Annotated in this window: 17 protein-coding genes; 9 read left to right on the top strand and 8 right to left on the bottom strand. The window is 74.9% G+C overall.

The window, feature by feature from the left end:
- Positions 1 to 83 precede the first annotated feature (83 nt).
- Positions 84 to 1214 carry an FAD-dependent oxidoreductase gene (locus ACIQPQ_RS27225; RefSeq protein WP_401308519.1) on the bottom strand — a complete coding sequence of 377 codons (1131 nt, stop codon included), beginning with the start codon at positions 1212 to 1214 and terminating at the stop codon, positions 84 to 86.
- A gap of 249 nt (positions 1215 to 1463) precedes the next feature.
- On the opposite strand from ACIQPQ_RS27225, the gene ACIQPQ_RS27220 reads away from it, so the two are divergent.
- Positions 1464 to 2747: a phosphatidylserine/phosphatidylglycerophosphate/cardiolipin synthase family protein gene (locus tag ACIQPQ_RS27220; RefSeq protein WP_401308516.1), complete on the top strand. Its 1284-nt coding sequence runs from the start codon at positions 1464 to 1466 to the stop codon at positions 2745 to 2747.
- Between the two features lie 136 nt (positions 2748 to 2883).
- Here the strand turns inward: ACIQPQ_RS27220 and ACIQPQ_RS27215 are convergent, their stop codons facing one another.
- The 3 genes from ACIQPQ_RS27215 to ACIQPQ_RS27205 form a co-directional block, all read right to left on the bottom strand.
- On the bottom strand, positions 2884 to 3342 hold the full coding sequence (locus ACIQPQ_RS27215; RefSeq protein ID WP_383780253.1) for an SRPBCC family protein: 459 nt from the start codon (positions 3340 to 3342) through the stop codon (positions 2884 to 2886).
- 349 nt (positions 3343 to 3691) lie between these two features.
- Entirely contained in the window at positions 3692 to 5296 is a 1605-nt protein-coding gene (locus ACIQPQ_RS27210) for a glycerol-3-phosphate dehydrogenase/oxidase (RefSeq protein ID WP_401308514.1), read from the bottom strand.
- Positions 5293 to 5892, bottom strand: coding sequence for a TetR/AcrR family transcriptional regulator (locus ACIQPQ_RS27205; protein WP_401308511.1), 600 nt, complete (start codon positions 5890 to 5892; stop codon positions 5293 to 5295). The genes ACIQPQ_RS27210 and ACIQPQ_RS27205 overlap by 4 nt, the downstream gene beginning before the upstream one ends.
- Positions 5893 to 5966: 74 nt before the next feature.
- On the opposite strand from ACIQPQ_RS27205, the gene ACIQPQ_RS27200 reads away from it, so the two are divergent.
- On the top strand, positions 5967 to 7565 hold the full coding sequence (locus tag ACIQPQ_RS27200) for an FAD-binding oxidoreductase (protein ID WP_401308508.1): 1599 nt from the start codon (positions 5967 to 5969) through the stop codon (positions 7563 to 7565).
- An 86-nt stretch (positions 7566 to 7651) separates the two neighbouring features.
- Positions 7652 to 8533: a diacylglycerol/lipid kinase family protein gene (locus ACIQPQ_RS27195; RefSeq protein ID WP_401308506.1), complete on the top strand. Its 882-nt coding sequence runs from the start codon at positions 7652 to 7654 to the stop codon at positions 8531 to 8533.
- Positions 8534 to 8622: 89 nt separating this feature from the next.
- Here ACIQPQ_RS27195 and ACIQPQ_RS27190 read toward each other — a convergent pair whose 3' ends face one another.
- Positions 8623 to 12708 (bottom strand): discoidin domain-containing protein, encoded by a 4086-nt coding sequence (locus tag ACIQPQ_RS27190; RefSeq protein ID WP_401308503.1) that lies wholly within the window; start codon positions 12706 to 12708, stop codon positions 8623 to 8625.
- A 535-nt stretch (positions 12709 to 13243) separates the two neighbouring features.
- Between ACIQPQ_RS27190 and ACIQPQ_RS27185 the strand changes: the two genes are divergently transcribed.
- From ACIQPQ_RS27185 to ACIQPQ_RS27170, 4 genes are all read left to right on the top strand, one after another.
- Positions 13244 to 15247 (top strand): Hsp70 family protein, encoded by a 2004-nt coding sequence (locus ACIQPQ_RS27185; protein WP_401308500.1) that lies wholly within the window; start codon positions 13244 to 13246, stop codon positions 15245 to 15247.
- Positions 15248 to 15324: 77 nt separating this feature from the next.
- Entirely contained in the window at positions 15325 to 16767 is a 1443-nt protein-coding gene (locus tag ACIQPQ_RS27180; RefSeq protein WP_401308497.1) for a GTPase, read from the top strand.
- A 239-nt stretch (positions 16768 to 17006) separates the two neighbouring features.
- Positions 17007 to 17429: a nucleotide exchange factor GrpE gene (locus tag ACIQPQ_RS27175; RefSeq protein ID WP_401308494.1), complete on the top strand. Its 423-nt coding sequence runs from the start codon at positions 17007 to 17009 to the stop codon at positions 17427 to 17429.
- Entirely contained in the window at positions 17426 to 19381 is a 1956-nt protein-coding gene (locus ACIQPQ_RS27170; protein WP_401308492.1) for a dynamin family protein, read from the top strand. The genes ACIQPQ_RS27175 and ACIQPQ_RS27170 overlap by 4 nt, the downstream gene beginning before the upstream one ends.
- 119 nt (positions 19382 to 19500) lie before the next feature.
- Here ACIQPQ_RS27170 and ACIQPQ_RS27165 read toward each other — a convergent pair whose 3' ends face one another.
- A complete protein-coding gene (locus ACIQPQ_RS27165; RefSeq protein ID WP_401308489.1) occupies positions 19501 to 20730 on the bottom strand; it encodes a hypothetical protein in 1230 nt (409 codons plus the stop codon).
- A gap of 449 nt (positions 20731 to 21179) precedes the next feature.
- Between ACIQPQ_RS27165 and ACIQPQ_RS27160 the strand changes: the two genes are divergently transcribed.
- Both ACIQPQ_RS27160 and ACIQPQ_RS27155 read left to right on the top strand, forming a co-directional pair.
- Positions 21180 to 21842: a response regulator transcription factor gene (locus tag ACIQPQ_RS27160; protein WP_383782524.1), complete on the top strand. Its 663-nt coding sequence runs from the start codon at positions 21180 to 21182 to the stop codon at positions 21840 to 21842.
- 347 nt (positions 21843 to 22189) lie between these two features.
- A complete protein-coding gene (locus ACIQPQ_RS27155) occupies positions 22190 to 23167 on the top strand; it encodes a sensor histidine kinase (RefSeq protein ID WP_401308486.1) in 978 nt (325 codons plus the stop codon).
- A 76-nt stretch (positions 23168 to 23243) separates the two neighbouring features.
- Here ACIQPQ_RS27155 and fabG read toward each other — a convergent pair whose 3' ends face one another.
- A complete protein-coding gene (fabG, locus tag ACIQPQ_RS27150) occupies positions 23244 to 23990 on the bottom strand; it encodes a 3-oxoacyl-ACP reductase FabG (RefSeq protein ID WP_401308484.1) in 747 nt (248 codons plus the stop codon).
- 284 nt (positions 23991 to 24274) lie between these two features.
- Positions 24275 to 25348 carry a beta-ketoacyl synthase N-terminal-like domain-containing protein gene (locus ACIQPQ_RS27145; protein WP_383777941.1) on the bottom strand — a complete coding sequence of 358 codons (1074 nt, stop codon included), beginning with the start codon at positions 25346 to 25348 and terminating at the stop codon, positions 24275 to 24277.
- Between the last annotated feature and the right edge of the window lies 1 nt (position 25349).

Raw genomic sequence — 25349 nt, 5'->3', positions numbered from 1 at the left:
TCCTCTCGCGTCCCCCCTGCACTTCCCGGTGAGCGGGCGGCGCGGATGCATGGCGCGCGCCCCTGCCGGGCCGGTGCGGTCGGTCAGGGGCTGCCGGTCGGGCGGCCGAGCGCGAAGCGGCTCGGGCCCGGCTCGCCCGCGACGAGCGACGCGGCCAGCTCGCCGATGGCGGACGCGAACTTGAAACCGTGCCCGGAGAAGCCGCCGAGCACGGTGACCGGCCCCTGCCGGTCGATCACGAAGTCATGGTCCGGGGTGGTGGTGTAGAGGCAGGTCACCGGCTCCCCGGCGGTGTGCTCCACACCGGGCAGCCAGCGTTCCGCGTACGCCGCCAGCGCCCCGAGCGCCCCGGCGTCCGGGGAACGGTCGCGCCGGTCCGGGTCGGCGACGGCGCCGACGCCGTGGAAGCCCGCCTTCACCCCGTCGGCGCTGCCGAGCCCGTACACACCGCTCACGCTCAGACCCTCGGCGGGCAGCGCCGCGCCCGGGTGGTGGATGAAGCTCGGCCAGGCGAGCGGGTCCGGCGCCGGGAAGTGCGCGGGCTGCTCCTGGGTGACCCGCAGCGCGGGCAGACCGGTCAGCGGCAACTCCCATCCGCCGCCGAGCAGGCCCGGCGTCCAGCCGCCGACCGTGACCACCACCGCGTCGGCCCGCCACTCCTCCTCCGCCTCGGTCACCACGCGCACCTCGTCGCCGCTCAGCGCGACCCCCGTGACGCGTACGCCGTGCCGGACGTCGGCGCCGAGCGCCCGCGCCGCCTGCTGGAACGCGGCCACCGCCTCGTCCGCGTGCAGCCGGCCCGCCTCCGGGTGGAACACCGCGCTCGTGTCGGCACGCAGCCCCGGCCACCGCTCCGCGACCGCCTCCGGCGCCAGCCGCTCCACGGGACGTCCCGCGGCCGTCAGCGTGTCGAACAGGGCGTCGGTGGCCGCCGCCGGACCGTGGTCCAGGCAGCCGTTCAGGGTGAGGACGTCGCGCCCGGTCTCCTCCTCCAGCCGCCGCCACAACGGCAGCGCGCGGACGGCCAGGTCGACGTAGAACGGGTCCGCGTACGCCAGCCGGAAGATGCGCGAGGTGCCATGCGAGCTGCCCCGGTCGTGGTTGGGCTCGAAACGCTCCAGCAGAGTCACGCGCTCCCCGCGCGCGGCCAGCCGCCAGGCGGCCGCCGACCCCATGACGCCGCCACCGACGACGACGATCCGACGAGCAGGCATGACGCGTTCTCCTCACTGTGCGCGGGCGCGAGGGGGAGCGGGCGGGACGCCCGCTCCGGGTCCGCCGGTGGACGTCACGGCGGCCGACCCCACGTGATCACGCATCCTGCATCGCCGGGCGTCCCCGGGTCCACCGCCGTCCGGCCACCGGACGCCCCCGGCATGCGGGTACAGTCTGCTGGCCGCGCCCCACGCCGGACCGGGACGCGGCGAGTCCGTCCAACGACGCGGTACCGGCCGGGAGAGCAGATGACCAGCACGCGCCGCCTCGAGGCGGAGTCCACCACGACCGAGGTCCCCGAGACCTGCGGGGCCGACGACGCGCCCGCCCCTGCCGGGGCCGCCGAGGGCACCGGGGCGGACGGTGTCACGCCCGTCGGGGAGCGCGCCGCGCGCATACGGCGGCGGCTGGAGCGGCTGATAGGCATCGCCGCGACCGAGGGGAACTCCCTCACCGTCCTGCGCAACGGCGACGAGATCTTCCCGGCGATGCTCAAGGCAGTCGCCGGCGCCGAGCACACCGTCGACATGATGACGTTCGTCTACTGGAAGGGCGACATCGCCCGCCGCTTCGCGCGGGCGCTCGCCGAACGGGCCCGCGCCGGGGTGCGCGTGCGGCTCCTGCTGGACGGGTTCGGCAGCCGGCTCATCGAACGCGAGCTGCTGGACGACATGGCGGACGCGGGCGTCCAAGTGGCCTGGTTCCGCAAGCCGTTGCTGCTGTCGCCGTTCAAGCAGAACCACCGCTGCCACCGCAAGGTCCTCGTCGTCGACGAACGCATCGGCTTCACCGGCGGGGTGGGCATCGCCGAGGAGTGGTGCGGTGACGCCCGTGACACCCACGAGTGGCGCGACACCCACGTCGAGGTCCGGGGCCCGGCCGTCGACGGCATCGCCGCCGCCTTCGCGCAGAACTGGGCCGAGTGCCACGACGAACTCTTCGACGACCACGACCGGTTCGTCTCCCACGACCCGCAGGGCGACGCCGTCGTGCAGGTGGTGCGCGGCTCCGCCAGCTTCGGCTGGCAGGACATGCAGACCCTGCTGCGGGTGGTGCTGGAGTCCGCCGAGGTCCGCTTCCGGCTGGCCACCGCCTACTTCTCCCCGGACGCCTTCTTCGTCGAACTGCTCTGCGCCGCCGCCCGCCGGGGCGTCGAGGTCGAGATCCTGCTGCCCGGCCCGCACACCGACAAGCGGGTCTGCCAACTCGCCGGACAGCACCACTACGACGACCTCACCGCGTGCGGTGTGCGCATCCACCAGTACCAGCCGACGATGATGCACGCGAAGGTCGTCACCGTGGACGGGGTCGCCGCGCTCGTCGGCTCCACCAACTTCAACCGGCGCTCGCTCGACCACGACGAGGAGGTCATGCTCGCCGTCCTGGACGAGGAGTTCACCGCCACCCTCGACGCCCACTTCGACGAGGACGTCGCCGCGAGCACCCTGATCGAGCGGGGCCGCTGGAAGCGGCGCTCCGTCGCGCAGCGCGCCCGGGAACTGGCGGTCCAGCCGATCCGCCGGTTCCTCTGAGGGCGGGACCCGGCCCTCAGCCCCTCCGCCCGGCGCGCCGGTGCCGGGCCCGCCCCAGCCGTGCCGCCCGGCAGGCCCCGCCGCCTGACGCGGCGGGGCCGTGCGGCCGTGAGGCGGCCGGGGCCGAAGTGCCGGCTCAGCGCGGGGCGATCGCCGTCTCCGCCGCCTTCTTGATCCGGGCGCCGAACGCGTCGGCGTCCTTGCGCTGGGCGGCCAGCGCGACACCGACGAGAAGCTTGCCGATGCCGTGTCCCTCCAGGACGTTGAAGAGGCGCACTCGCGTCCGGCCGTCCGGGAGGGCCTCCAGGTCGTAGCCGCCCTCGCGGGCCGTCACGCTGTTCTTGGAGATCTCGGCCCAGCGGACCGTCGTCGGCGCGTCGAGGGTGGTGATGCGGAACTCCCGCGCGCTCTTCATCCCCGCGTCCTTCACGATGCTGCGGAAGACGGTGCCCACGGCGGTCGGGCCCTCGGGGACCCGCTCGATCCGCTGCACGCGCGGGCTGAACTGCGGGTCGTTGCGTCCGTCGGCGAGGTAGGCGAACACCTCGTCGACGGGCCGGTCGACGGTGAACGTGGTCTCGAACTGTCCTGACATGAGCACTCCTGATCGGTCGGGACGCGGGGCGCCCGCGCGCCCGTCCGGCGGGCGTCCACCGGACGGCGAGGCGTGCGCGGAGCCGCCTCCGCACAGGCGGAGGGACGCGACGGCCGGGCCGGACCGCCGTCGCGGCACCGCGACCCTACGGGACCGCCGGGCTTCCCGCGCGGCAAGCGCCGTCATTCACGGCCACCGGCCACGGGACACCGGGTCTTCCCGGCGCCGCACACGGAACCCGGCCTCCCTGAGGGGGGCCGGACTCCATGCCTCCCGGACGGGGCCCGGCACGTCACCGCGCCGCCGCCCCGTCGCGCCTGCCGCTCTCCGTCAGACTCCGCCCGTCCCGTCACTCCCGCCAGTCGGCCGCCTCGCCCAGCAGCCGGTGCACGGCCTCCAGCGCGGGCCCGCGGTCCTGCGGCACCAGCCCGATCCGGGTGCGCCGGTCCAGCAGGTCGGCCTCGTCGAGGGCGCCCTCGTGGCGGACGGCCCACAGCAGTTCCGCGCCGGTGACGGGGACGCCCGGGAACAGGGGCTCCGCGAGGCGCGGGTCGGCGTCGGCGAGGGCCTGGACGGCGGGGGCCTCGGTGCCGTAGCGGCGGACCAGGCGGCGCGGGGCCGCGAGGGCGCGCAGCTGCCGGGCGGGGGCCGCGCCGACCAGGGGGAGCGCGGCCGTACGGCTGGGGCCCGCGCCGAGGCGGCCGGTGGCGACGGCCGCGTCCACGGCGTCCTCGGCCATCCGGCGGTAGGTGGTGAGCTTGCCGCCGACCACCGTGACGACACCGTCCTCGCGGGCGAGCACCGCGTGCCGCCGGGAGATGTCCGCGGTGCGGCCCGTCCCGTCGGCGGGGCCGGTGTCGAGCAGCGGGCGCAGCCCGGCGAAGGCGCCGACCACGTCCGAGCGGTGCACCGGGGTGTCCAGCACACAGCCGAGGACGTCGAGGAGGAAGCCGATGTCCGCCTCGGGCGCGGTCGGCACGTCGGGCACCTCGCCCTCGACGGGCTCGTCGGTGAGGCCGACGTAGACCCGGCCGTCGCCCTGGGGGAGGACCAGCACGAACCGGTTGGTCTCGCCGGGCACCGGCACGTGCAGCCCGGCCGGGAGCGAGCCCAGGCGCTCCGAGCGCAGCACCAGGTGGGTGCCGCGCGAGGGGCGTATCCGCACGCCGTCGACCAGCCCGCCCGCCCAGACCCCGGAGGCGTTCACGACCGTACGGGCGCGGATCTCGCCCTCCTCGCCGGTGAGTTCGTCCCGGACGACGGCGCCCGTGCCGGTCAGGCGCAGCACGCGGACGCGGGTGAGGACGCGGGCGCCGTGCGCGGCGGCGGTCCGGGCCAGGGCGGTGACCAGGCGGGCGTCGTCGGTGACCTTGCCGTCCCAGGACAGCAGGCCGCCGCGCAGTCCCTCGGCGCGGACGGCGGGCGCCAGGTGGCGGGCCTCGGCCGCGGAGAGGCGGCGCGGCGCGGGCAGCGTGGCCCGCGCCGTGCGGGCGGCGAGGCGCAGGGCGTCCCCGGCACGGAACCCGGTCCAGACGAGGGCGGCCTGCGCGCGTGAGACGAGCGGGGTGAGCGGCAGCACGAACGGTTCGGCGTGCACCAGGTGGGGCGCGGTGCGCTCCATCAGCAGCCCGCGCTCCACCGCGCTCTCGTGGGCGACGTCGAACTGGGCGGCGGCGAGATAGCGCAGCCCGCCGTGGATCAGCTTCGAACTCCAGCGGGAGGTGCCGAAGGCCAGGTCGTGGGCGTCGACGGCGGCGACCGTCAGCCCGCGCGCGGCGGCGTCGAGGGCGGCGCCCGCACCGGTCGCGCCGAGGCCGACGACGAGGACGTCCACCGCCGGGCCGCCCACGGTCGCGGCGAGTTCCCGCGCGCGGCGGGCGGCCGACAGCGACGCGTGCGCCGGGGAGGGACCGGTGGGCGGGGCGGGCCGGGACGGGCTGCCGGTACGGCTCATGGCGTGAGGGTCCTCTCCAGGATGGTCCGCAGCTCCTTGAGGAAGGCGGCGGAGTCGAGTTCCGGGTCGTCCTCGTCCGTCATCGTCCGCAGCGACATCGTGAACGACTGCACGACGAGGAGCAGGGCGCGGGACTGCCGCTCCGGATGACCGGCGCGGACCGAGCCGTCGGCGTGCCCCTCGCGCACCACGGCGCACAGGAGGTCGAGCATCGCCGTCTGGCTCGCCCCGCGCCGGTCCAGCAGATACGGCAGCAGCAGTTCGGGATCGACGTCGACGATCTTGAGGAAGAGCGGATGCGCGCGCAGCGCCGCCACCCCCGCCACCAGGCCGTCCACGAGGAGCGTGCGCGCGTCGGTGTCCGGACGGCGCTCCGGCATGGCGCCGGTGGCGGCGGCGATCCACTCACGGGTCATCAGGTCGCCGACCAGCGACCGGACGTCGGGCCAGCGCCGGTAGAGGGTCATCCGGGAGACCCCGGCCCGGCGGGCCACGTCGGTGAGGGTCGTACGGCGGACCCCGACGGCGAGGACGCAGTCGCGGACCGCGTCGAGCACCGCGTCCGCGTCCGACTGGTTGTGACGAATAGGCGGCATGTGTAACAGTGTAACGCCTCAGGCGGGTCAGGCAGAGACGGCGCCCCGCACCACCGACCGGGAGGACGACACCGATGGACATGCTGTGGAGCGGCTGGGGCGACCCCGCCGCGGCGACGCCGCTGCCGGACGCGGTCACCGGGCTGCTGCGCGACCTGCTCGGCGTCAAGCCGCGGACCACGGGACCGGTGCCCCTCGACCGGATCGACGTCCCCGCCACACCCCTCGACGCCGGGACCCTGGCCGCCCTGCGGGCCGCCGTCGGCGACGACCCCGCGCACGTCCGTACCGACGCCGAGTCCCGCGTCCGCCACACCCGCGGCAAGTCCACCCCCGACCTGCTGCGCATCCGCGACGGCGAGGTCGACGACCTCCCCGCCGCCGTCGTCCTGCCCGGCGGACACGACGAGGTCCTCGCCGTCCTCACCGTCTGCGCCGTCCACGGGATCGCCGCCGTCCCCTTCGGCGGCGGCACCTCCGTCGTCGGCGGCCTCGCCCCCGCCCGGAGCGGCCCCTTCGTCGCCCTCGACCTGCGCCGCATGGACACCCTGCTCGCCGTCGACCCCGTCTCGCGGACCGCCACCCTCCAGGCCGGACTGCGCGCCCCGCACGCCGAGGACCTGCTCGCCGCCCACGGCTTCACCCTCGGCCACTTCCCCCAGTCCTACGAGTGGGCCACCATCGGCGGGTTCGCCGCCACCCGCTCCAGCGGCCAGGCCTCCGCCGGATACGGCCGCTTCGACGAGATGGTCCTCGGCCTCACCCTGGCCACCCCCCAGGGCACCGTCGTCACCGGCCGCGCCCCCCGCTCCGCCGCCGGACCCGACCTGCGCCAGCTGCTGCTCGGCTCGGAGGGCGCCTTCGGCGTCATCACCTCCGTCACCGTGCGCGTCAGGCCCGTCCCCGCGACCCGGATCTACGAGGGCTGGCGCTTCCCCGACTTCCGGCAGGGCGCCGAGGCGCTGCGCCGCGTCGCCCAGGACGGCCCGCGCCCCACCGTGCTGCGCCTGTCCGACGAGACGGAGACGTTCGTCGGCCTCGCCCAGCCCGACGCCATCGGCTCCGCCGCCCCCGCGGACGCGGCGGGCTGCCTGGCCGTCGTCGGCTTCGAGGGCACCGACGACGACACCGCCCACCGCCGCGCCGTGACGACCGCCCTGCTCCGGGAGGCGGGCGGCATCCCGGCCGGGGAAGAACCCGGCAGGCGCTGGGCCCACGGCCGCTACCACGCCCCCTACCTCCGCGACGCGCTGCTCGACGCGGGTGCCTTCGTGGAGACCCTGGAGACCGCCGCGTTCTGGTCCCGGCTGCCCGACCTGTACGCCGGGGTCCGCGACGCCCTCACCGCCGCCCTCACCGAGGCGGGCACCCCGCCCCTGGTCATGTGCCACATCTCGCACGTCTACGAGAACGGCGCCTCCCTCTACTTCACCGTCGTCAGCGCCCAGGGCGACGCCCCCCTCGCGCACTGGACGCGTGCCAAGCACGCCGCGAACGACGCGATCCTCGCCGCGGGCGGCACCATCACCCACCATCACGGCGTGGGCGCCGACCACCGCGACTGGTACGTCCGCGAGGCGGGCGACCTCGCCGTCGACGCCCTGCGCGCCGTCAAGGGCCGCCTCGACCCGGCCGGCGTCCTCAACCCGGGCGTCCTCCTCCCCACCGACTGACCGGCCCCCGCCCCGCCCGCCGCCCGCCCGTCCCCGCCCCGCCTCGCTCCCGCTCCCGCTCCGCCGACCGTCCGGAGGTCCCACCGATGCGACAGTTCACGGCCGTCGTCAACCCCACCGCAGGCAGCGCGACCGGCGCGGCGGCCCTCATCGCCGTAGCCCGGCTGCTGCGGGAGGCCGGGGCCGACCTGGAGACCGTCCACAGCCGCAGCCTCCCGCACGCCGGGGACCTCGCCCGCGACGCCGGACGGCGCGGCCGGATCGTCCTGGCCGTCGGCGGCGACGGCATCACCGGCGCCGTCGGCGGCGCCCTCAGCGGCACCGACGCCGTCCTCGGCCTCGTCCCCGCCGGACGCGGCAACGACTTCGCGCGCGCCCTGCACCTGCCGACCGAACCCGAGGCGCTGGCCCGGGTGCTGCTGGAGGCCGAGCCGCAGCCCGTCGACACCATCGAACTGCGCTCCGCCGTCCACGACCGCACCGTCGTCCTCGGCAGCGTCTACGCGGGCGTCGACTCCCTCGCCAACCGCCACGCCAACCGGGCCCGCCTGCTGCGCGGTTCGGCCGCCTACTACGCCGGGGGCCTGCGCGCCGTCACCACCTGGCGCCCGGCCCGCTTCCGCGTCACCGTCGACGGCGCCGAGCACATGCACCGCGGCTACACCGTCGTCGCCGCCAACTCCGGCTACTACGGCTCCGGCCGCATCATCGCCCCGCGGGCCCGCCTCGACGACGGCCTCCTGGAGGTCGTCATGATCCGCCACGCCCCTCGGCGCCTGTTCTTCACCCTCATGAACGACCTCAGGACCGGCGCCCACGTCGACCGTCCCGAGGTGGAGGTCCTGCGCGGCTCCCAGGTCCGCATCGAGGCCGAACGGCCCGTCCCCTACGGCGCCGACGGCGAGGTCGACGCCGACCTCCCCGTCACGGCCACCGTCCTGCCCGGCGCCCTGCGGACCCTGTACTGACCCGCGGGCCGGTACGACGGCGGCGGGGAGGCCGACGGAGCGGCGGCCGGGGGCGGGCGGCCCGGACCGGGCCGCCCGCCCCCGCCCGGTCAGGGCCGTGCCGTGGCGCGGGCCACGTTGAAGCCGTCGACGCGCAGTTCGGGCCTGCCGGACGACGGCAGCGCGGCCTTCGGCCAGGACGCGGTGACCGTCCGCGACTCACCGGGCAGCAGCCACAGGTAGTTGTCGCTGTAGAGGGCAGGCAGCACCCGGTCCCCGCTGTGCCCGTCGAGCAGCGACAGCCGCACCATGGCCGCGACCGTCGACCCCGAGTTGCGTACGGTCGTGGTGAGTTCGTGCCGCGCGCCCGACCGCGACAGCCGCGTCCGCGACGTGCTCACCTTCGTGCGCCGCACGCCGGTGAGCGCCCGCATGGCGGCCGGGTCGCGGTACCGCCAGTACGTGTTGCGCGACCGCGTCCGCCCGTCCGCGTCCGTCAGCGTCAGCCGCAGCAGATGCAGATCGGGCAGCCCGTCGGACCAGGCCGACGTGAACGCCTTCGCCGTGGACGCCGCCCCGACGTCCAGCCTGACCGTGCGGTCCCGGCCGATCCGCCGCCCCGACAGGTCGTACAGCTCGGCCTTGACGACGGCGTGACGCAACGCCTTCGCGGTGTGGTTGACCGCGATGACCCCGCCCTCCGGGTCGGCCTGCACGTGCAGCGGCTCGCAGGCCGAACGGGCGCCGTAGTAGGTGCCGTTGACGTCGAAGTCGTAGTCGTAGGTCTGCCAGACCGTGCTGTGCCAGGCGGGGTGGGACATCCACAGCATCAGACCGGTGGCGTTGTCCCACAGGTGGGCGTTCCACGCCTCGAACATGGCGCGCGTGTTCTCGTAGTTGACGAACTGCGCCTTCACCGCGAAGTCGTCCAGCCCGGTCGCGGTGCCGAGCCGCGCCTCGACGGCGGCCCGGTACGTCTGCGGTGCCTGGTTGCCGCGCTCGCTCCAGTCGTGGTGGTACCAGGCGCCGCCGATCGGCCACTCCGGCTCGTCCCCGGTCAGGTTGCGCATGCTGGCGGCCGTGGACACGACCGGCATCCCGATCTCCGTGTGGAAGCCGAAGTCCTTGCTGCCGTACGTCGACGGGTCGAAGTAGCGCTCCGGCTCGACCCAGCCGTAGGGGCCGCCGCCGGTGACGATGCCGCCCGCCGAGTTGTTCTGGTAGAGCAGGCCGGGCGCCTGCTCCTCCACCGCCGCCCGCATGCCCCGGTCGACGGCCGCCGGGGGGTTGCCCTCGTTCGCGCCGCACCACACGACCACGCTGGGGTGGATGCGGTAGCGCAACACCGTGTCGCGGGCGAGGGAGTTGAACGTGTCGTGGTCCGGCGGGTCCATGCCCCACGCGTTGGGGAAGTCGTTCCACACCAGGATGCCGTGCTCGTCGCACGCCGCGAAGAACTCCTCCCGGTCGCAGGAGCCGACCCAGTTGCGGATCATCGTGAAGTTCATGTCGCGGTGCATCCGCACGGCCGCGTCCATCCGCTCCGGCGGCATCCGGCGCAGCAGTTCGTCCCAGCCCCAGTTGCCGCCCCGCGCCAGTACCCGCACCCCGTTGACCTTGATCTTCAGCGGGTCGGGCGCGTTGGACACGGACCGCACGTCGGTCCAGCTCTCGCCGTCGTCGGAGACCTGGATGACGTACGTCTTCGGGTACGCAGACTCCCAGAGCACCGCGATCCGGTCGAAGCGGCGGGCCTCGCCCAGGTCGACCTGTATCCACTGGTGGTCCTCGTACCGCGAGGACCAGCGGGTGCCCGGCCTGCCGTCGGTGGCGTGCGCGGCGGGGTGGTCGTCCTCCTCGGTGGAGGCGGTCGCCGTCCGGCCGAGCGCCAGGTCGGTGCCGGGCGCGGCGCTGTCCACGACGGCCAGCGACCACAGCGAGTTGCCCCAACTCGTGTTCCGCAGACCGCACGACAACCGCACGTACCGGGCGGTGCGCGCGTCGAAGTCCTCGACCTGGAGGCTCGCGTCACCGCTGTTGAACGGCAGCGGCGTCGCCCCGTTGTCCACCGCGGCCACGTCGGTCCACGTGGCGTCGTCGTCGGAGACCTGCACCACGAACGACTTCGCGTACGCCTGCTCCCACACCAGGTCCACCCGGTCGAGGAACTGGCGGGCGCCGAGGTCGACCCGGAGCCACTGGTCGTCCTCGAAGGCCGAGGACCAGCGGGTGCCGGGGTCGCCGTCGGTGGCGTGCGCGGCGGCGTGGTCGTCGCCGTCCGTGCTGGACGCCTCGACGGGGGCCCGCAGCGCGAGGTCGGTGCCGGGCCGGGCACTGTCGAACACGGACAGCGTCCACAGCGAACTGCCCCAGTCGGTGGCCCGGGTGAGGCACCTGACCCGGACGTAGCGGGCCTGGCGCCGCTCGACGGGCACGGTCTGGGTGTAGGAGTCGCCGGACGCCGTGAACGGCAGCGGGATCGTGTACTCGTAGCCGAACTGCCGGATACCGAAACGGGTTTCACGGCGGTCGCTCTCGGCGCCGTCGACCGACGCGGTGAGGGTGAGGTCGTGCAGCGCGGGCTCCCCGAGCCCGTTGGGCCACCACAGCCGCGGCTCGCGCACCCGCAGCCGGGCGAACGCGCCCGGCGCGAACACGACGTCCACGCTCCCGCCCGCCGGGACGGTCACCGTCCTCGTCACCCGCACGTCGTCGAAGGCGGCGGTGACGGTGGCGCGCCGGGCGCGGGTGTCGGCGTTGCGGACCGGCACCACGACCGTCACCTCGGCCACCGACAGGTCGGGCAGCTCCGGCAGGACCGTGTCGACCCGCGGATCGCCGATCACCACGTGGCCCGTCGACCGCAGCCGGACGTGGTTCCAGATCCCGGCCGAGCGGTCCCGCACGGCGGGCATCCAGTCCCAGCCCGAAGCCGCCAGGTACGTCGGCGAGTTGAGGTTCATCGAGTTGGCGCCCGCGTCCACCCACGCCTCCCCGGCGGGGCCCTTGTCGCCCGGACTGCCGGGCACCGGCAGCGGGGTGATGCGCACGGCCAGCGCGTGCTCCCCGCCGGTCGAGAGCGCGTCGGTGACGTCGTGCGCCGAGCGGGCGAAGGGGTGGGTGAGACCGCCGACCCGCTTGCCGTCCAGCCAGATGTCGGCCGCGTGGTTGACGCCGTCGAACTCCAGCCAGATCCGCCGCCCGGACCCCGTGCGCAGCCCGCGCGGCATCTCGAAGTCCCGCTTGTACCACCAGGAGTGGCGGGACAGCGCCTCCGGGACACGCAGGTTGTTGAGCCCGGACACCGGGTCGGGCAGCTTGCCCCGCTCCACCAGCGAGCCCAGCACCGTGCCGGGCACGGTGGCCGGGAGCCAGCCGCTCGTGTCGACCGACGTCCGCGACAACCGGTCGCCGTCGGCTCCGGCCCAGTCGTCCAGGGTGAGCCGCCAGCCCGACTCCAGCGGCACCGTGCCGTCGGCCGCGACGGTCAGCCGGGGCGCGGGGCGGGTGTCGCGGCCCCAGTCGGTCCAGCCGGTCGCCGACGGGCGGTGGCCGCGCTCGGTGCCGTACACCTCGAAGGCGTTCAGGCCGAGCGGGAGGGGGCTGGAGCGTCTGCGGGACGTCATGCGCACCCAGCGGGCGGCCACCGGCCGCTCCGGCCGGATCTCCACGACGCCGCCGGTCCCCGCGGTGGTGCGGTGCACGCCGGTCCAGGACCGCTGGTCGGTGGAGGTCTCGACCACGAAGTCCACGGCGTAGCTGGACTGGATCTCCCGGCCGGTGGTGCCGCTGTGCGGGTTGCCGGAGGTCGGCGGGGTGAAGACCGGGTCGTTCGCGTCGCCCTCGAACGTCAGCCGGACCGACGTCACGTCGCAGACGGCCTGGAGGTCGACCAGGACCCACTGCGGGTCCCCGTCCGCCGCGCGCCAGCCGCTGCCCCGCACACCCCGCTCCGCGAGCCGGTCCACGAGGAAGGAGCCCGGCGTGGGCGCGTAGGCCGTCGAGGACACCGACACCGGCCGGTACAGGCCCAGTTCGCGCGGCGCGGACGGCTTGGCGGGCACGCCCGAGGCGGGCGCGGCGTGCGCCGGGGCGGGCAGCAGCGACCCCAGGCCGAAACCGGCCAGCAGGGTCGATCCGGTCGTGACGACGGACCGACGAGACGGCCGTCGGGGCGAGCCCGACTGATCTGTCATGAGTGTGATGTCCCCTCAGAAAAGCGCAGCGGTGAGCGTCCGGGCCCGGCTCCGGGACGGAGGCGGACACGGGTCAGGGCGAGTGCGTTGACAACGTTGCCAAAGGCTGTGACGCGGTTGAGGATCTGTCAAGACCTCACGCGTGAAGTGCCCGGTCGGAAGCGCAGAAAGCGCGGTCATGCGGCGGGTGTGCGGCAGCCGCGCGCACGGCGGGCCCGGTGGCCGCGCGGCCACCGGGCGGGGGAGGTGTACCGCGCGCGCGGAGGGGGAGAAGTGCGCCGCGTACAGGGGCGGTTGTGGGTGTGGGGAAACGTACGGCCGTGCGGCGCGCGGGAGTTGCCGTCGCAGACTGCGCGAAGGACCTGCACGCGAGGGACTGTCGTTGCTACATTTCCTCATCCGAGCATCGCCGCGCATCTAGTGAAATCACATCGTACGGGGGTCTTTTCGTGGTTTCTGACGCTTCGCCTGCGCCCATGCGGCCCACTCCTGCCGACCCTCGGTCGGCGCACCCGGCCGACCGGACGGCGCGGGGATGATCGCCGCCATCGACTTCGGAGCCTCGGCCACCAAGGCCGCCGTACTCGAGGAAGACGCCGACGCCGTGCCGCGCATGGTGCGGTTCGCGGGCGCGGAGGAGTTCCCCAGCGCGGTGTACGCCACGCCGAGTGGCGCGCTGGAGGTGGGGCGCCGGGCGCTCGCCCAGGCCGGCCGGGACCCGCTCAACCTCTACGCCCAGATCAAACGCCATGTGCACGCGGCAGGCCCGGTGCCGCCGGTGGACCGGGTGCTCCGCGGGGGCGGGGGCACCTCCGTGCCCCTGGTCGAGGCGGTGGCGGCCGTCCTGGCCCACGCCTACGGCGGCGTCCTCGCGGCGGCCTCCGGACCACCGTCCCGACTGCTGCTCACCCACCCCGCCGAATGGGGCGGACCGCAGCGGGCGGTGCTGCGCCGCGCCGCGGCCCTGGCGCTTCCGTCCTGCCCCGTGGCCCTGCTGTCCGAACCGGAGGCGGTCGCCCGCGCCGTCACCGGCGCGCGGGAAGCGGGATGCCCCGACGCGGTCGCGGTCTTCGACCTCGGCGCCGCCACCTTCGACACCGCTCTGCTGGCCCGTACGCCGGACGGCCGCTGGGACACCGCGTACTGCCAAGGCCGGCTCGCGGGCGGCGACGACTTCGACGAACTCCTCCTCACGGTGGTCGAGGAGAGTCTCGCCCCCGCCGACCGCGCGCTCCTCGACACCCTGCGCGACGAGGACCCCTACGGCGTCGCCCAGGCCGCACGCGCCGCGAAGGAGGAACTCTCCGAGGACGAGGAGACCTGGTTCGCCTACGAGACCGACGACGCGCCGCTGCCCGACACCCCCGTCTACCGCGACGACCTCGAAGAGGCCCTCGATCCCTTGCTGCGCCCCTGTCTCGCCGCGCTGGAGGACGCCCTGGCCGCCGCACCCGCCGACGCCGCCCAGCGGGTCCTCGTGCTGTCCGGCGGATCCAGCGCGGTGCCCCGCGTCCGGGCCGCCGTCGAGGAGATCGCCGCACGCCACGGGCTCAAGGTGCTCTCCGAGGTGGGCAGCGGTGTGCGCCCCGCCCACCTCGCGGCCTGGGGGGCCGTGCGGACCGCGCGGCCCTACCGCCTGCACCGCACCCGTTGGGGAACCCTGCCCGAGGCCGAGGACATCACAGCCCTGCCCGGCGGGGCGCTCGCGCAGAGCGGTTCCTCCCGGGACATCACCCTCGTCGGACCCGGCGGGGCGAGGCGCGGCTCCGTCACCGTCGGCGGTCCCGACGGCGTCCACCGCCACCTGGCGTCGGACGCCGCCCTGCTGGTCTCCGCCACCGAACAGGGGCACATCGAGCTGTGGTCGCCCGGTGGACCGGGGGACGGTCCGCGAGCGGGCGTGACGACCCGCCTCGTGTGGCACGGCTCCCTGTGGACCTGTCCCGCCGTGGCGCTCGCCGTGCGGCACGGGCGCATCGGCTGGATCACCCCCGCCGGATCGGCGGTGACCACGACCACCGGCCGGCACCCGCTGGTCACCCTCTCCGACGGCCCACCCGCGCGCGGTCTGGCCTTCCTCGACCCCGCCGACCGCGCCCTCGTGTGGAGCGACGACGGCCTGCGCCTCCACGACCCCCGCGACGGCCGTACGCTGTCCCGCCTCGCCTGGGACGACGCACCTCCGCCGCGGGTCGCCGTGGACGCGGCCGAGGGCCTGGTCGTCATCCGGTCGGCGGGCCGCCTGCGCGCCCTGCGGCCCGCCGTGTCCGGCGCCTGGGCACGGCTGTGGGACATCGGACTCCCGGGGGCCGGTCCGGTGTGCGTGGGACGCAGCGAGGGGCGGCCTGTGATCCTCACCCACACCACGCGCCCCACGGGCACCGTCGCCGTCGACGGTGACACCGGCGCGGTCCTGGCGGACGCCACCGGTTCGGACCCCCGCCGCGTACCGGACCAGCTGCTCGCCTCGCCGGACACCGACGGGAGCTTCCTGACCCGTTCCGGCAGCCGGGTGGACCACCTGGAGTTACGGTCGTGAGCCACCCGGCGGTCAGCGGCGCCGCGGAACCCTCCGGGCCCTGGCCGGAGGGAACGGCACCGGGGGGACCGGGATCGGTGGGAACGGCACCGGACGGACCAGGAGCCGACGGCCGGGCAGGCGGCGCGGCGCCGCGCCCGCCCAGGCGTCGGCCAAAGCCGCCCGGACCGGCCTCCGCCGAGCTGGCCGGTCTGTGCGCCGCGACCGCGGCCGAGCCCGGACTGCGCGGGACGCCCGCCGCCGAAGAACTGCGCCGCTTCGCCGCCCTCTGCGGCCAACCGCTGCGGGTCGCCGTCGTCGGGGACGTCTCAGCGGGCAAGTCCACCCTGGTGAACGCCCTGCTGGCGACCCGGATGGCCCTGGTCCAACTGGCGGAGGCCACCGCGCAGGTCACGTGGTACCACCACCCCCTCGTCGGGCCGACGGTCGCCGCCACGGACGCGGCGGTCGCCGTGCCCTACCCCCTGTTCCCCCTCTCGGACCGGATCGTCCTCGGCGACACCCCGGGCATGAACACGGCGTCCGACCGGCAGCTCGTCACCGAGGACATGCTGCGCGGCGCGCGGGCCGCCTCCGCCTCCGCCACCGCCGTGCTCTACCTGTGCGGCACCAACCTGAGCGAGGCGGCGGCCCGGACCTGCACCGAGTTCGCCCTGAGCACGGCGGGCCCGCTCACCGAAGGACTCAACGTCGTCCTCGTCGCGTCGAAGGCCGACGGGGTCGACGGGGGCGCCGACACGTGGAACGCGGTCGAGGAGAACCTTCTGCGCCAGGCCCGGCTGCCGGGGGCCGCCTCCGTGGCGGTCGCCCAGCAGCTCGCCGAGACGGCGCGCTGCGGCATGCTCACCCGAGACCACCTCGGCACCCTCCGCGCCATCGCCGCGGACGAGGAGCTGACGGCGGTCGCCGGTCACGGGTGGGACGCGCTCGGCCGGGCCTGGGCCGCCCGGGGCCATCCGGCGGACGCGCTGCCACCGCTCAAGGAAGTCGCCGCGACCACGTACGCGATCGCCCGGTCCCTGCCCCCGCTCCGCGCCGGGGAGGTGGCCGACAGCGACGGCCTGGCCCGGCTCTGGGAAGACCTGTCCGGCCTGCGCCGCCTCGAGGAGCGGCTGTCGCTGCTCGCCCGCCACGCGGACGTCCTCACCGTGGACAGCGTGACGGCCCGGCTGCTGCGGGCCACGGCATCCTGGGACACCGGACCCGCCCGGCTGGTCCGGGAACGGCTGGCCGCGCTGCGGACCCGGCCCGCCTGCGCGGGCCTCGAACGGTCGGCGGCCGACCTGGCCCTGGACGGCCTGACGCTGCGTCACGTGCCCCCCGGTGACAGGGCTCTCGCCGCGCGCGCCCTGCGTGCCCTGCCGATGAAGGACCGCGAACTCCTCGCCACGGCGCGGACCTGGGCGGCGCACGCGCGCCGGCCGCGGCGGCTGCTCGCCCGGCGGGTCGCCGAGATCGTCGTCGAATGCTGCCTCACCCGACTCGACTCCCGGAACCGGGACCAAGGAAGGGACGGATGATTCCCATGGCGCGGATACGTCGGCTCACCGCGTGGCGCCAGGCGTGGCGGGCACGCCGCACGGCGCGTGCCGCGAGCCGGTCGCCGGACGCCCCGGGCACCGGTCTGGAAGGGCCGCAGCCGCCACCTCCGGACGTGCCCGTGCCGCTGCCGAAACCGGTGGGCGGCACGGTGAAGGCTCCCGGCGTTCCTCCCGTGCCGGGCGTTCCTCCCGTGTCCGGGGCGGGTGTGCCGGGGCCGGTGCCCCTGCCCGAATCGTCGTCCGTCCCCAGGCCACCGGACCCGCGCGTCCCCGTGCTGTCGCCGACCGCTCCGGAGGTCTCCGAGCCGGGCGGCGCTGCCCACGGCACCCGTGATCCGGACATCGACGCCGCCGTCGCCGAAGCGGTGCTCGACGTCGCGGACCGCATCCGGAGCGCGCATCTGCGGCGCGGGCTCGCACAGGCCCTGACCCGGCTGCCCGACGTCACCGTGATCGCCCCGCCCGCGGGCACGCCCTTCGACCCCGACCGGCACGAGGCGGTCGACACCGTACCGACGGACCGCCCCGAACTGGCGGACACCGTCGCCGAGAACCTCATGGCCGGACTGGCCGACCGCACCGGCCGGATCGTGCGGCCCGCGCGGGTCACCGTGCACGTCGTAGAACGGGAGAGTCCATGACCGCCAGCGCCCATCCGCAGGACGGGGCACGCTCCGCCCGGGACCTCCCCGAGGTCATCACGGACGTCGTCGCCCTCGCCCGCGCGCACATGGCCGACGAGACGGCGTGCGTCACCCTGGAGGGCCTCGCCCGGCGCTGGCGGTCGCCCCGACTGCCCGTGGTGGTCGTGGGCGAAGTGTCACGGGGCAAGTCCAGCCTCGTCAACGCTCTCATCGGCAGGGCCCTGCTGCCCGAGGGCTTCCAGCCGCTCAGCTCGTCGTGGGTACGGCTGAGCCACGGGCCGCAGCCACGGGCCACGGCCGTCATCCGGCGCGCCGACGGCACCTTGGAGTCGGTGGCCCTGGACGTCGAACAGGACCTCCCCGACTACCTCACCGTCAAGGGCGGCAGACGGCTGCGGGCCCGCCACGGCAACGGCTCGTCCGTCACCTACATCGACATGGAGGTGCCCGCGCCCCTGCTGGAGTCGGGCCTGGAACTCATCGACACGCCCGGCGTGGGCGGGCTGGAGCCCGCCCACTTGCGTGCCGCCCTCTCCGCGCTGATCGAGGCCGACGCCGTGCTCTTCGTGACGAAGCCGGGGGAGCCGATCAGCCGCAGCGAACGGGAGTTCCTCGCCGTGGCCGTCGAGCGGGTGAGTGCCTGCGTGATCGTCCAGACGCACCGGGACCAGGCGTCCGATCCCGGTGCCGCGCTCCGCCACGACCTCGACCTGCTCGGCGACGTCGACCAGTGGCGCGCGCTTCTGGAGGCGCCCGGTGAGCCGGCGGAGACCGTGGAGGAACGCGCCCGCGCGCTGGCCGACCGGCTCAGTGACCCGGCCTTCGCCGTCTCGGTGTCGGCGCGCAACGCCCTGGCCGCCGCGGCGGAGGGCGACCCGGGCCGGCGGCGCGCCCTGCTGGAGGCGTCGAACCTGGGCGCCCTGGAGGAGGTACTGGAGACCGAGATCGTCGCCGCCGGACACCGCATCCACCGTGCCAACGTCCGCAACCTCGCGGAGAACCTGCTCCAGGAGATCCGCCGTCCGGCCGCCCAGCGGATCGCGATGCTGCGGGGCGACGCCGACGCCCTGGAGGCCATCGAGGAACGCGAGGCCCGCATCGACCGCTGGGTCGCGCACAACGGGGACTACTGGCGGCTGGAGTTCGACGAGTCGGGCGGCCGGCTCCTCACGGACCTCGCCCGCGACGGCGCCTCGCGCTCCGTGGACCTGAGCCGGGAGTATCGCCAGGCTTTCGCCCAGCGCGGCGCCAAGGGGATCCGCGAGATGATGCCCGCTCTGCTGGAGGAACCGCAGACGGCGCTCGCGGAACTCACCCGTACGGCCCGGCTGCGCACCAGGGACGACGTCGACCGCGTGCGGCAGCTCCTCGACCGCGACGGGCTCGGCGAACCCCTCGCCCGTATGGAGCAGACCAGGACCGTCTTCGAACGGCTGGCGGACCAGGGGGACCTGGACGCGACCAGCGCCTTCGACCCCGATCTGCTGATCAAGGTCCTTCAGGGCGGCATCGCGGCCACGACCGTCACCGCCACCGCGGTGGTCGCCGCCAAGGCCGCCGGGGTGATGTCGTTCAGCGCGGCGGTTCCGGTCTTCTGGCCGTTCGTCGCGGGGGCCGGACTGTTCATGGGCGTGAGCCACTGGCGGAAGAAGCGCGCCCGTACGGTCGAGGAGGCCAAGGAGGTGCTCGCCACGGTCTGCCGTGAGATCGAGACCACGGCGGTGACCCGGACGACGGAGGCGGTCCAGGACGCTCGGGCCCAGCTCAAGCGGGAGATCCAGGACGCGCTGGCCGAGACGGCCGCGCGCGTCGCCCGCGACCGCCGGGAGCTGGAGGAGAGTTCGACCCTCACCGCCGAGGAGCGGGAGGCGGCGGTCGCCCGTGCCGAGGAGGACCTGCGGGGGGCCGACGAGCTGCTCCGCGAACTGGGAGCCCTCGCGGCCGAGTGAATCCCCGTCCGCGGTCCCCGTCCGCGGTCCCCGTCCGCGGTCCCCGCCGCCGGTCGCCGCGGGCGGGCGATCGTCGGCGACGGATGTCCGCCGGGCGCCCGGCTCTCCTCCTCGTCCGCTCAGTCGGACCCGCCGTCCATGTCGTCGAAGCCGCTGTCCGTGTCCAGCCCCCCGGGGTCCACGCCGCTGTGATCCACCCCGCCGTGGACCCCGGCGTGGGGGTGCTGGTGCGGCATGCCGTGGTCGCCGTGGTCGCCGTGGGCCGGGGACGGCTGCGAGGGGTCGAGGGACGCGACCGGGCCGGAGAGGATCGTGCTGCCGTCCGGTTCGACGGTCGTCGCGGCGTCGGCCAGAGTGACGGCGGCCTCGGCCACGACTGCCGCCCGTGAGGCCACGTGCCGGTACGACGCCAGGCGTCGACGGGCCGCCGCCTGCCGGGCAGGCCCGCCGCGCCATGGGAAGAACGGGTGCCCGGTGAGTTCGAGCAGCAGGGAGAACGCGTTCTGCGTGGCCAGTTTGCGCCAGGCTCCTGGCTCGCCCCGCGGTGCCGCCTCGTCGAGCAGGCTCTTGCGGGAGTCGGCGAAGTCGGAGATCCCGCGGACGACGAGGAATTCGGTGGGCCGGCCCGATTCCAGGGCGTACACGGCGTGTGCCACGCCACCCGCCTCCATCTCCACCGCCCCGCGCAGCCGGTTGCCGTCGCGGACCCATGTGGCGAACGACTCCGAGGTGATCACCGTGTCCCCGGTGGCCACCGGCATGAGGTGGTAGGACGGGCCCGGCTCCGGTCCGCCGTCCCCGGCACCGCCCGTCAGACCGCTCCGCCGGGTCAGCGCCGAGGCCCGCCACCGGGCGAACGGGACGCCGTCGTCGGCGTACCGGAAGTTGTTGACGTACGCCTTGAGGCCACTGCTCAACGGCAGTGACTGTCCGGCCCGTTCGATGTGCCACGATGCCGGACCCGGACTCCCGCCGGGGGCGGACGCCTTCCCGTCGGCCGGTGAGGGCGGACCCTCGACGATCTTGCTCGACGCGAGATAGCTGTCGACCGCGGAGGCGACGACGACGTCACCGAGGCGGAGGTCGCGGTGGAGGGCTCCGGCGATCCCCACGAGGGCGAGCACCGACACGTCGTAGCGGCCCAGGAAGGACGTGGCGGCCTGAGTGGCGGGCACCAGGCCCATGTCGAAGAGGGGAACGGCCACGCCCCGGCGGCCCGAGCCCGGCAGCTCGAAGGTGTAGAGATAGGCGCCCTCGGACCGGATCTGGGTGAAGGCCGCCAGCTCTCGGCAGTGGTCGAACTCCTCGCGCGTGGCGCAGATCAAGCCCAGGTCGAATGTCTCGTCCACTTCGACAGGATAGGTGGTGAACAGGTCCGGCGGAGCGGATCCGCGGGGTCCGGTGCCCGAACGGGAGCCGCCCCGGCAGCCGGTGAGGACGACGTGGGGGCGCGGGGCGCCATCGCATCGAGGTCTGGACCATTTTCGGTCTCTGTGTGGCCAGATCTGTGCGCGCGCCGCCTTGGTCCGGTGGGGGAGCCTTGGCAGGCTTCTAGCCATGGGGTGGGCCAATTGGCGTGCGGAAATGGCCTGTTCGGGCTCTGGCAGCGGGGCTCGTGGAAGGTGCTCCGGGCGTGCGCGGGGGGTCGATACGGGTCGTCGGGGCCGTCCGAACGCCCTTTCTGCCGTCAAGCCTCGTACACTATAGTTATCGAGAAGCCACCAGCTCCGTCGACCAGGCCCGCAGCCCTGGAATGAGACGACACCCCCGATGAAGAGCGTAGCCAGCGGAGGGTTCCATGCGCGTACTGATCGTCGAGGACCAAGCTGACACCGCCGATGCCCTCAGGAGCGGGCTCAGCGACCACGGGTTCGAAACCGCGACCGCCCACACCTGCCAGGCGGCCCTGGAGCGGTACGCGGACATGGACGCGATCCTGCTCGACGTCGGCCTGCCGGACGGCAACGGCCTCGATGTCTGCCGTACCATCCGGGCTTCGTCGAGCGTCCCCATCATCATGGTGAGCGGGCGCGACGACGAGTTCGACCGTGTGCTCGGTCTGCGGATGGGCGCCGACGACTACGTCGTCAAACCGTGCGGTCTGCGCGAGCTGATCGCCCGGATCGAGGCCGTGGCCCGGCGCGCCGTCGGCAACTGGGCCCGGACGGGCGGCGGTTCACGGACCGTGGGCCCGCTCACCATCGACCTGAAACAGCGCCGCACCTTCATGGACGGGCGCGAGATCGCCTTCACCCGCAAGGAGTTCGACCTCCTCGTCCTGCTCACCGGCGAGCCGGGCAAGGTCTTCGACCGCGAGGTGATCATGCGTCACGTCTGGGGTCATCCCAGTGTCGGCGACACCCGCACCCTGGGCGTCCACATGGTCAGCCTGCGCCGAAAACTCGGCGCGCCGGAGCTGATCCAGACCGTGCGCGGAGTCGGTTTCCGGTTCGCACACTGACCCTCCGGTCCCCGCGGAGATGGTCGTCACCGGCCGGTCCCCGCGGTGACGGTCGACGCCGCCCGGTACGCCGGTAAGGCCGTCACCGGCACCGGCGGGTGCCGCGGCGCGGTGGACAGCCGGCCCGCCCCCGTCCCCTCGGACGTACCGTGCCGCACCGCCGCGGTCCGGTCGTGGTCCGGTCGTGGTCCCCACGGCCGGGCGGGGCGCGTACGGCCTACCCGCCGCCGTACGTCAACCGACGGCGCGTCTCCCGCGTCCCTCTTCACGTCGCCGCAGGCGCCGGCGTGCTTCCCGCCCTCCTCCCCTCCCCGCCCTCGCTCAGCCATGTACCGCCCCCACACCGCATGGAGAGGCACATCCCGATGCACCTGCCCCTGCTCGCTGCCGCGGCGGGCCTCGTCCTGGCGCTCCTGGGCGCCACGTTCTGCTATTCGTGTCTGCGGCTGCTCGCCTCCCTCCAGGCTGTCACCCGGACGGTGCGCCAACTGGAGCGGGGCGAGCCGGTCGAACTGCTCGCCGAGCACACCGGCCCGGCGCAGACCCGTGAACTCGTCGAGTCCGTCAACCGGATAGCGGCCACCGCCCAGGCGGTCGACGAGCGGTACCGGATGCTGCTGGCCGACATCGCCCACCAGCAGCGCACCACCCTCCATCTGCTCGGCATCCGGCTGGAGCGGCTGGCCCCGCACCTCCCGCCGCAGAGCCGCGAGGTGCACCGCATGATCGCCGCCGACCTGGACCGGTTACGGGCCACCGTGTCCGAGCTGCGCGAGGCGTTCACGGCCGCCGACAACCCGCCCGTCGAGGTCGACGCCACCACCGTCGTGCGGGAGAGGGTCGCGGCCTGGGCCGACGGCGCCGCCGACCGCGGCCTCGTCCTCAGCTCGCTCCACCAGGGCGGCCGGGCCACGGTCGTGACACGAAGCGGCACCCTGGAGCAAGTGCTGGACATTCTGCTGGACAACGCTGTCAAGGTGTCCCCGCCGCGCACCAGAGTCACCGTCCGTACCGCGCTCGGTGACGGTCAGGTGCACATCCGGGTCACCGACGAGGGCCCCGGAATGACGCCGGGGGAGCGGGAGTTGGCGGTGCAGCGCGGCTGGTCGGGCGACGGGTCCGGGCGGCCCCGCACGGGGGAGAGCGAGGGGTGGGGGCTCGGTCTGTCCATCGCCCACATGCTGGTCGCCTCGCACGGCGGCGAACTCACCCTGGAGCCCGGCCCCGGCGGACGCGGCCTGGAAGCCCACGTCCGCTTCCCGCTGGTCATCCCGATCGGCGCCCGCCCCCACCACCGCCCGGACATCTCCTCCCGTACAGCGTGACGCGCACCGTACGCTCCGTGCCGTGACCGCGGGCGGGTGGGCGGCCCCCGGTCCGCCCCGCGGTCACGGACGCGGGTCAGCCCACGACGCCGCCGTCCACGCGGAGCACCGACCCCGTGACGTACGAGGCGCCCACCAGGTAGGAGACGCCGTCGGCGACCTCCTCCACGGTGCCGAAGCGGCCCAGGGTGACCTGGGCCAGGACGTCGCGGCGGGCCTTCTCCGGCATGCCCGCCAGCATCTCGGTCTCGATGAAACCGGGCGCGATCGCGTTGACCCGGATGCCGAAGCGGCCCACCTCCTTGGCCAGGGACCGGCTGAAACCGATGATCCCGGCCTTGGTGGCGGCGTAGTTGGTCTGCGTGGCGTTGCCGAGGACCCCGGACACCGAGGACACGTTGACCACGGCCCCGGCCCGGCGCTTCATCATGGGGAAGACGGCGGCCCGGCACACGTTGTAGGTGCCGGTGAGGTTGACGTCCACCACGTCGTGCCAGTCGGCGTCCTCCATGGTGGCCAGCGGCCGGTCGCGGACGATCCCGGCTGACGTCACCACCACCCGCAGCGGGCCGAGTTCCTCCTCGGTGGCCGCCACCCATTCCTGGACGGCGGGGAGGTCGACGACGTCGGCGCGGGTGCCGACCGCCCGGCCGCCCAGCTCCGACGCCTCCTTCTCCAGCGTGCGGGCCGTGTCGGCACCGGCCCGGTGGCAGAACGCCACGTCGTAGCCGTCCCGGACCAGCCGCAGGACGACGGCCCGGCCGATGCCGCGGGTCCCGCCCGTCACCAGGGCGACGGGCCGGGCCTGCTCGGTGCTGTGCATGCTTGTCTCCTGGATTCTCGCCGTGGGTTCGTGCACGTGGTGGGTGCGGGCCGGGCCCCGCCACGGGGGCGGGGAGGGCCGCCTCGGGCAGGGCGGCGCCCCGGGCCCGCCGCCGCACCGGCGGGCCCGGGGCGGGTCGTGTCCGCGACGGGCCGTCCCCTGGGGGACGGCGGACACGACCTCGGGCAGAAGCGGGCAGCGACGGCCGGCCGGTCACGACCGGCCGGCCGCGGCACCGCGTCCGCGGGTCCGGCGCGCGGCCCGGTGGGCGCGCGCCGCCGGGGTCAGGGCCCGGCGACGCGCAGCAGCGCGGCGGCGGCCATGCCGCTCGGATCGACCGAGGTGATCACCGCGGTCCGCCCCGCCGACGCCGGGTCGCGCTCGGCGAGGCCGAGCACGGCGGCCAACTGGAAGGCCGAGGCCGCCGAATGGGTCTCCCCGATGAGGTCCGCCACCGGCGGCACCAGCGTCTCGGCGCCGAACACCTCGGTCAGCCGCGCCCGTTCGGCGCTGCCCGCCGCCCCGGCCGCGCCGGAGGCGGACACCGCCCACACCTGGTCCGGCTTCTCCTCGACCGCCGAGAGCACGCCGTCCACGCAGGCGCCGACCGCCGCTCCCCAGTCGCCGTCGGCGCACATCCGGGTCCGCACCGACAGCACCGACGCCAACGGCCGTGTACCGGGAGCCGGTTCGAGGTCCAGCAGGAACATCGCGCAGCCCTCGCCGAGGACCGTGTCGCCCGCGTCGTCGGGACGGCCGTAGTGGTCCACCCAGGAGCGGAACGGGGAGAACTCCTCCGCCGCCCCGCACAGCACCTGCCGGGCCCGGCCCGCCAGCAGCAGCCGCCGGGCGTAGCTCAGCCCGACCAGACCGGTCGGACGGCCCGCGCCCACCGTGCTGTTGGGGCCGCGCAGCCCGTACCAGATCGCGCAGCGCCCGGCCGCGCCGTTCATCACCGCGTAGGGGATCGTCGCGGGCTCCACGTGGTAGGGCTGGGCGCCGGTGAGGGAGCTGTGCGTGATCTCCATCGAACTCTGCATGCTGCCCGCCGTGGTGCCCAGCACCAGCGCCAGGTCCTCGGCGCCGCCCTCCGGGTGGTCGACCTCGTCGAGGATGTGGCCGACCGTGGCGATGGTCAGCCCGGTCACCCGGTTCATCATCCGGGTGCCCTTGCGGCCCAGCGCCTCGCGCACGTCGAAGTCCGGCACCACACAGCCGTGCGTCGCGGGCACCTGCCACTCCACCGGGTCCAACGCCCCGCGCGTCGCGCGCTGTTCGGCGATCCCGTCGGTGAACGCGGCCCGGCCGACGCCGAACGGCGAGGTCGCCGACCAGGTGCTGATCACGGGATACGGCATG

The sequence above is a fragment of the Streptomyces sp. NPDC091281 genome (assembly GCF_044757425.1).
Lineage (GTDB): Bacteria > Actinomycetota > Actinomycetes > Streptomycetales > Streptomycetaceae > Streptomyces.
Note: the sequence above shows the minus strand (reverse complement) of the source record. Positions and strands in the feature narration are given on the sequence as shown.

What these genes read in the sequence shown, in the direction of transcription:
- ACIQPQ_RS27185 (WP_401308500.1), top strand. Translation starts at nt 13,244, where the DNA reads ATGATCGCCGCCATCGACTTCGGAGCCTCGGCCACCAAGGCCGCCGTA.
- ACIQPQ_RS27190 (WP_401308503.1), bottom strand. Translation starts at nt 12,708, where the DNA reads ATGACAGATCAGTCGGGCTCGCCCCGACGGCCGTCTCGTCGGTCCGTC.
- ACIQPQ_RS27170 (WP_401308492.1), top strand. Translation starts at nt 17,426, where the DNA reads ATGACCGCCAGCGCCCATCCGCAGGACGGGGCACGCTCCGCCCGGGAC.
- fabG (WP_401308484.1), bottom strand. Translation starts at nt 23,990, where the DNA reads ATGCACAGCACCGAGCAGGCCCGGCCCGTCGCCCTGGTGACGGGCGGG.
- ACIQPQ_RS27160 (WP_383782524.1), top strand. Translation starts at nt 21,180, where the DNA reads ATGCGCGTACTGATCGTCGAGGACCAAGCTGACACCGCCGATGCCCTC.
- ACIQPQ_RS27145 (WP_383777941.1), bottom strand. Translation starts at nt 25,348, where the DNA reads ATGCCGTATCCCGTGATCAGCACCTGGTCGGCGACCTCGCCGTTCGGC.
- ACIQPQ_RS27225 (WP_401308519.1), bottom strand. Translation starts at nt 1,214, where the DNA reads ATGCCTGCTCGTCGGATCGTCGTCGTCGGTGGCGGCGTCATGGGGTCG.
- ACIQPQ_RS27210 (WP_401308514.1), bottom strand. Translation starts at nt 5,296, where the DNA reads ATGAGCCGTACCGGCAGCCCGTCCCGGCCCGCCCCGCCCACCGGTCCC.
- ACIQPQ_RS27205 (WP_401308511.1), bottom strand. Translation starts at nt 5,892, where the DNA reads ATGCCGCCTATTCGTCACAACCAGTCGGACGCGGACGCGGTGCTCGAC.
- ACIQPQ_RS27200 (WP_401308508.1), top strand. Translation starts at nt 5,967, where the DNA reads ATGGACATGCTGTGGAGCGGCTGGGGCGACCCCGCCGCGGCGACGCCG.
- ACIQPQ_RS27155 (WP_401308486.1), top strand. Translation starts at nt 22,190, where the DNA reads ATGGAGAGGCACATCCCGATGCACCTGCCCCTGCTCGCTGCCGCGGCG.
- ACIQPQ_RS27195 (WP_401308506.1), top strand. Translation starts at nt 7,652, where the DNA reads ATGCGACAGTTCACGGCCGTCGTCAACCCCACCGCAGGCAGCGCGACC.
- ACIQPQ_RS27220 (WP_401308516.1), top strand. Translation starts at nt 1,464, where the DNA reads ATGACCAGCACGCGCCGCCTCGAGGCGGAGTCCACCACGACCGAGGTC.
- ACIQPQ_RS27215 (WP_383780253.1), bottom strand. Translation starts at nt 3,342, where the DNA reads ATGTCAGGACAGTTCGAGACCACGTTCACCGTCGACCGGCCCGTCGAC.